The organism is Methanobrevibacter sp., from assembly GCF_030539875.1.
Taxonomy (GTDB): domain Archaea; phylum Methanobacteriota; class Methanobacteria; order Methanobacteriales; family Methanobacteriaceae; genus Methanocatella.
In genome coordinates, this window is sequence record NZ_JAUNXI010000033.1 from 1 (window position 1) to 6,203 (window position 6,203).

General features: G+C 30.8%; 4 protein-coding genes. All 4 read left to right on the forward strand.

Going from position 1 to position 6,203, the window contains the following annotated elements; genetic code table 11:
- Nucleotides 1-450 precede the first annotated feature (450 nt).
- Nucleotides 451-2,643 carry an Ig-like domain repeat protein gene (locus Q4Q16_RS09135; RefSeq protein WP_303347419.1) on the forward strand — a complete coding sequence of 731 codons (2,193 nt, stop codon included), beginning with the start codon at nt 451-453 and terminating at the stop codon, nt 2,641-2,643.
- A 560-nt stretch (nt 2,644-3,203) separates the two neighbouring features.
- Complete coding sequence (locus tag Q4Q16_RS09140; protein WP_303347420.1) at nt 3,204-5,414, forward strand: Ig-like domain-containing protein; 2,211 nt, start codon at nt 3,204-3,206, stop codon at nt 5,412-5,414.
- 339 nt (nt 5,415-5,753) lie between these two features.
- Complete coding sequence (locus Q4Q16_RS09145; RefSeq protein WP_303347421.1) at nt 5,754-5,927, forward strand: hypothetical protein; 174 nt, start codon at nt 5,754-5,756, stop codon at nt 5,925-5,927.
- 48 nt (nt 5,928-5,975) lie between these two features.
- Nucleotides 5,976-6,203 (forward strand): hypothetical protein (locus Q4Q16_RS09150; protein WP_303347422.1); only part of this gene is annotated, 228 nt, incomplete at its 3' end.

Genomic DNA, 6,203 nt, shown 5'->3' on the forward strand with positions numbered 1-6,203 from the left:
TTTTATTTTTTCTTAAAAATCTTTATTTTTCTTAAAACTAAGTTATTTTACCTTATTTTCTCTTAATATCAATCAATTTTGATGTTTTATTGAATAAAAGGGATGCATAGGATAAATCTGCTTTTAACGAATATCACAATAATGATTTTAAAAAATGTTTGGTCTTGAGAGGTCAAAAACATTATAAGCAGATTTCCAATCTCTGTTTTTAAAAAGCAAAAAGTAAAAAAAGTCTCATTTTGTGCTTATTTTTGAATTTTAAGCCTTAAAATTCATTAACCTTTATATATGTTGAAAAATAAAATTATATATGTAAATATTTTAAAAATCTATAACAATTTAGTTTTTTTTAAGCTATTAGTTATGAAAAAATTTTTTAAATATTTGTTTATTGTAAAATTTTAAATTTTAGTCAATTGTATAAATGGAGGTGTTAAAATTACGAAGAGAATGACAATACTCGTATTGTTATTGGTATTTGCAATATTAAGTATTTCTTCAGTATCGGCTAATGATGTCGAGAATAATCTTGCAATTGATGAAAATAGTTTAACTTCCAGTGATGAAGTTTCATTGGATGATTCTTATAATCTAGAATCCGGTTCTCAGGATTCTGATATCTTAGAAACTGAAGTTGCTAGTGAGCAATTCAGTGATGATGAAATTGATGACGGTGACGATTCTGGAGATGGAGGTGCAGATTCTCCTGGTGACGGTTCTGGTGATGGAGGTGCAGATCCTTCTATAGATAATCCGGATGAGAATACAGAATTAAATAGCACTGATTTGACTGTTGTCAACTCCAATGTGATATATGGCCAGAATCTTGAGGTTGTCTTAAGTTCCAATGACAATTCTTTAGCCGATCAAAACATAACTTTTGAAATCAATGGCACAAATCATACAGCTCTTACGGATTCAAGTGGGAAAGCAGCTTGTGAAATATCATTGGTGCCAGGTGCATATGACATAACCGTCTATTATCTTGGAAATGATCAATATGCCCCATCCAGCAAAACATTCACAATCAATGTCTTGAAAATTACTCCAGTATTTACAGTATCAGCTACTGAAGTAATGAAAGGATATTATCTTTATGTTTATCTTAAGGATGCTAAGGGCAATCCTATAAATGGCGTTAATGTAACAATAGACATTGGAGGCAATAAGTACTCTATCACAACCTCTAATGGAAAAGCAGGCCTTAAAATTAAATTGGATCCAAAAAAATATGCTGTGAAATTGTCTTATGATGGAAATGAGATTCATGCTCCTGCAAGCAAATCATTTAATTTGAATGTGGTGAAAAATCAGCCTTACTTCAAGTATAATTCCAAGATTTCCACACTCAATTATTTAACAGTATATTTGAAGGACGGCGCCTACAAGCCAATTGCAAACAAGAAGATCACAATCAAGATAGGTAGCACTAAATACACTAGAACTACTGATTCCAATGGAAGAGCACGTGTTTATGTTAAAAAGCTCCCAGGAAAGTACAAGGTAAAGCTTTACTATAAAGGAAATGCGATTTACTCAGCTGTTTCAAAATCATATACCTTCAAGGTAGTAAAGAAAGCTACAGCATTCACTGTTAAAAACACTACTGTTGTAAAAGGAAAATATCTCTATGTCTACCTTAAGGATGCAAATGGTAAAGCCCTCAAGAATAAAAAAGTCACTATTTGTCTTAACGGCAAGAAATATGTGAAAACCACTAATTCTAATGGCAGGGTTTCATTAAAAGTCAGCTTAAAAGCAGGCAGTTATAAAGTAAAATTATACTATTCAGGCAGCAAGTATTACAAGGCAAAAAGCAAAAGCCTTACCATGAAAGTTGTTAAATCAACTTCAGTTTACAAGTCTGCAAATGGATGCATATGGCTTTGGAACAGTTTGAAGAATGAAGTGAATTTCAAGACCCTTAAAAACAATGGAATCAAGAATATCTTTATAAGCTATGTTGCTGTTGAATCCTCTGATTTCGATGCATGGCTGAATGAAGCAAACAGCTATGGCATGAAAGTACATATATGGATGCAGGCGTTCTATGACAAGAAATGGATCAATCCAATACTAAGCGATGGATCTGTAAATAATACATTATTAAACAAAATTGCTAAGAATGCAGAATCATATGCAAAGATAAAAGGCGTTTCAGGTGTTCACTTGGATTATATCAGATTCCCTGGTACCGCATATAAATATAAAAACGGTGAAAAAGCTGTTAGCGAATTGGCCAGGAAAGTATCAGAATCTGTAAAGCAAGTAAATTCAAGTATGGTAGTATCCTGTTCTGTGATGGGTGAAAGTCTCTACAGCAATTCATATTATTACGGACAGAATCTTACCAAGCTATCCCAATATGTTGATGTTATAGTTCCTATGCTTTACAAGGGAAATTATGGTCAAAGCAGTTCATGGATTAAAACACAAACTGCAAGCTATGTCAAAGCCGTCGGTTCAAATGCTAAGATATGGGTAGGACTTCAATCCTACAAAAGCGATGATGATTTGACTAAACTGTCCATATCTGCATTAAGCCAAGATGCGGCAAATGCAATAAAAGGAGGAGCTAATGGAATTGCCTTATTCAGGTATGGATTGACTAATTTCATTAACATGACCAGAATAATTGCATAAAATTTTTTTCAAGTAGCTATTAGCTACTATTTCTTTTTTTATTTTTTTTCTAATGGTTTTTAATGAAATTTTTAATTTTTTCTATTTTATTTATAGTGGATATTTTAATTTTTTTCTGCTTTTTTATAATTTTTTTTATGAATTCATTGATTTTTTTTCAATATTTTTCAATGATTTTTTTATTTTTCATTAATTCGCTTCTTTTGCTTCAAAAATGGATTATTTTGACTTATTTTTTCTATAAATCATTTTATATCATTATTTTCTTAAATAAATAAATGCCATATCATGACTTTATTTTTTATGAACGCTTTTTAAATGATATTTAAAAAAGTTGGATAATGATTAATTTTATACATTATAAACAATTTTCCAATCTTTATTTTAAAAAAGCAAAAAGTTAAAAGAGTCTCATTTTAGCCTTATTTTGGGATTTTAAGCCCTAAAATTCATTAACCTTTATATATGTTGAAAAATAAATTTATATATAGGAATATTTTCTAAATTAAAGACTTATTATGATTAACACTTTTAATTTTTTTAAAATATTTGTCAATTGTATGAATGGAGGTGTTAAGATTACGAAGAGAATGACAATACCGGTATTGTTGTTGATATTCACAATATTAAGTATTTCTTCGGTATCGGCAAATGATGCTGATAACAATATTGCAATTGATGAAAACAATTTGAATTATGCATCTAATGTGAATTCCTTGCAAAATTTATTAAATAATCAATTAAGTTCAAATGATTGTTCTTTTGAACAAAGCAGTGATTCTTCATCAGAACATGCGGATAATGAGGACAGCATTTGTGAGGAATTCTTAGAAACAGATTCTGATAGTGAAACCGATGAAGGGGATTTGGATCCTTCTTCGGATAATTCAGATAATGATGATGAATTAAATCAAAGCCAGTTGACCATTGTCAATTCCACTATCGTATATGGCAAGAATCTGGAACTGATTTTAAGTTCAAATGATGCCGCATTAGCTGGTGAAAATCTAATCTTGGAAATTAACGGCACTAATCATACTCTCATAAGCGATTCAACAGGAAAAGCATGCTATCAGATATCCTTATTGCCTGGAAGTTATGATATTTCTGTGTATTACCTGGGAAATGAGTTGTATGCCCCGTCTAATAAAACGTTCACACTGAATGTTTTAAATATTGCTTCAAGCTTTACAGTATCAAGTGCCAAGGTAATGAATGGATACTATCTTTATGTTTATCTAAATGATGCAGATGGCAATCCAATAAATGGGGAGAATATAACACTTGATATTGCTTCCAGCAAATATACTGCCAAGACTTCCAATGGAAAAGCAGGTTTTAAAATCAAACTGGATCCTGGGAAATACTCTGCAAAGTTGTCATATGTTGGAAACAGCATTTATTCTCCTTCAAGCAATGCATTTACATTGAATGTGGTGAAAAATCAGCCTAGTTTCAAATACGGCAAGAAGGTCCAGAGACTGAATTACCTGTATGTGTATTTAAGGGATGGTGCTGGAAAAGCCATCTCTGGAAAAAAGGTCACTATTAAAATAGGAAGCAAGAAGTATTCCAAGACTACTAATTCAAAGGGCAGAGTCTCATTGAAAATTTCAAAACCTTGTGGAAAGTATGTTGTCAAATTAAAATATGCTGGAAACAGCATATATTCCAAAGCCTATAAGAAATATACTCTTAAAGTCATAAAAAACAAGGCATATTTCGAGGCGGGCTCTTCTATTTCAGCACTCAGCTATTTCAAAGCTTATCTTAAGAACAATGCAGGAAAAGCCATTAAAAATAAGAAAGTTACCATTAAAGTAGGGAGCAAAAAATACACTCGCACTACAAATTCCAATGGTAGAATAACTTATTATATCAAGGCTCCGGGAACTTACAAAATCAGACTGTATTATTATGGAAACAGCTATTATGCATATACATATAAATATGTCAAGCTCAAGGTGACAAAGAGGGCAACCAAAGTTTATCCAAAAACTCAAACAGTCCTTAAAGGATCCTATTTGAGAGTTTACCTAAAAGATTCCTCAAACAAGGCTATCAAAGACCAGAAGGTTTCAATTACTGTAAATGGCAAGACCTATGATAAAATCACAAACTCCAAAGGTCTGACTAGTTTAAAGATTTCCTTGAAAAAGGGTTCCTATAATGTGACTCTCAAATATGCTGGAAATAAGTATTATAAATCATCCAGCAAAACATTTAATATGGAAGTAATTCTAGGTTCAGGACTCAAGATCTCTAAAAAGACCATTGTTCTGGATTCAGATCTTATTTACAACACGGCTAGGGATTTGAAGTTGTTGAATGATATGGCTTCTCTTCTTCGGGCTAAAGGCTACAAAGTCATTGTCAATTCCAAAATCGGACCTAACACACACAATAATGATGTCATGAATTATGAAGATGTGTGTGTATTCAGTATTTATGGAGGCGTTGATAGTGGAATGTTTGTAGATAAGGCTTCCAACTGGTTCCAATACTATTTAGACCATAATGATAATCAAATAGTATTAGGTTTCCTTTCTCCGCCCGTAACTAAGGATCTGGCTACTTTGAATTGGCTTGAAAGGGCACATGATGATGATTACAGTCCTGAAAATTTCACAGGTTTGGCAAATCCCGGACTTTATATTAATGAAGAAGTTGGGGCCAACTATGTTTATGGATCCAATGCGGCTCAATTGGTAAATAATTTCCTAAATTATGCTGTAAATGGTAAAAGCATAGGCATAAGCGGAGCAAGTTAATTTAAAAATTATCTTGTTTTAAGATAAATTTTTTATTTCTTTTTTTATTTTAGTTTTTGCAATTGGTTTATTTTTTTCCTTTTTTAATTTAGTTATTTTACTTTTTTTAATTCTTTTTATTTTTTGTTTTTGCAATTGGTTTATTTTTTTCCTTTTTTAATTTAGTTCTTATTTTCATTTTTTAATTACTTATTTTAACCAACTAATAAATATTAATATTAGAAATATCAAATATTTAATTAATATTATTAGAACCAAAGTTCTCAAATAATAAATATTTATTTTTTCAATTAACTAATAAAATTAAAATTAATTCTATTATGATTCGGAGACTAAATCATGTTTTATAGTACAATAATGAAAATTGATTCAATTGACAGATTAAGAGATATAAGAGATGCATTATTGGTAGAACAAGGAATTAACCCTACTAGAAATGGAGAACAAGCTTTACGTGTAGTAGTGGAAAGAATTGATGAGATTCAAGATACTTTAGATAAACGATCCGACTAATTTTTTTAATTCAATATATTTTTATATAAGAATAGTTTAGGTTTTATTATGATTAAGGTAATCAATAGTCGTCGCAGGTTGTTAAACCATAAAACTTCTTATAAATCTCCTCATGTTCGCAATAGGCAGTTTTCGCAAAAAACCCGTGAAGAAAGGGTTAAATTGAACCAGGAGAAGAAGAGAGCTAAGCTGGATAAGATTAAAGCTAAAAACAAGCCTAAAAAGAAACGACCTCAAAAAGTAAACATGCCTTATAGATTTAAGTATTATAATTTT

What these genes read in the sequence shown, in the direction of transcription:
- Q4Q16_RS09140 (WP_303347420.1), top strand. Translation starts at nt 3,204, where the DNA reads ATGAATGGAGGTGTTAAGATTACGAAGAGAATGACAATACCGGTATTG.
- Q4Q16_RS09135 (WP_303347419.1), top strand. Translation starts at nt 451, where the DNA reads ATGACAATACTCGTATTGTTATTGGTATTTGCAATATTAAGTATTTCT.
- Q4Q16_RS09145 (WP_303347421.1), top strand. Translation starts at nt 5,754, where the DNA reads ATGTTTTATAGTACAATAATGAAAATTGATTCAATTGACAGATTAAGA.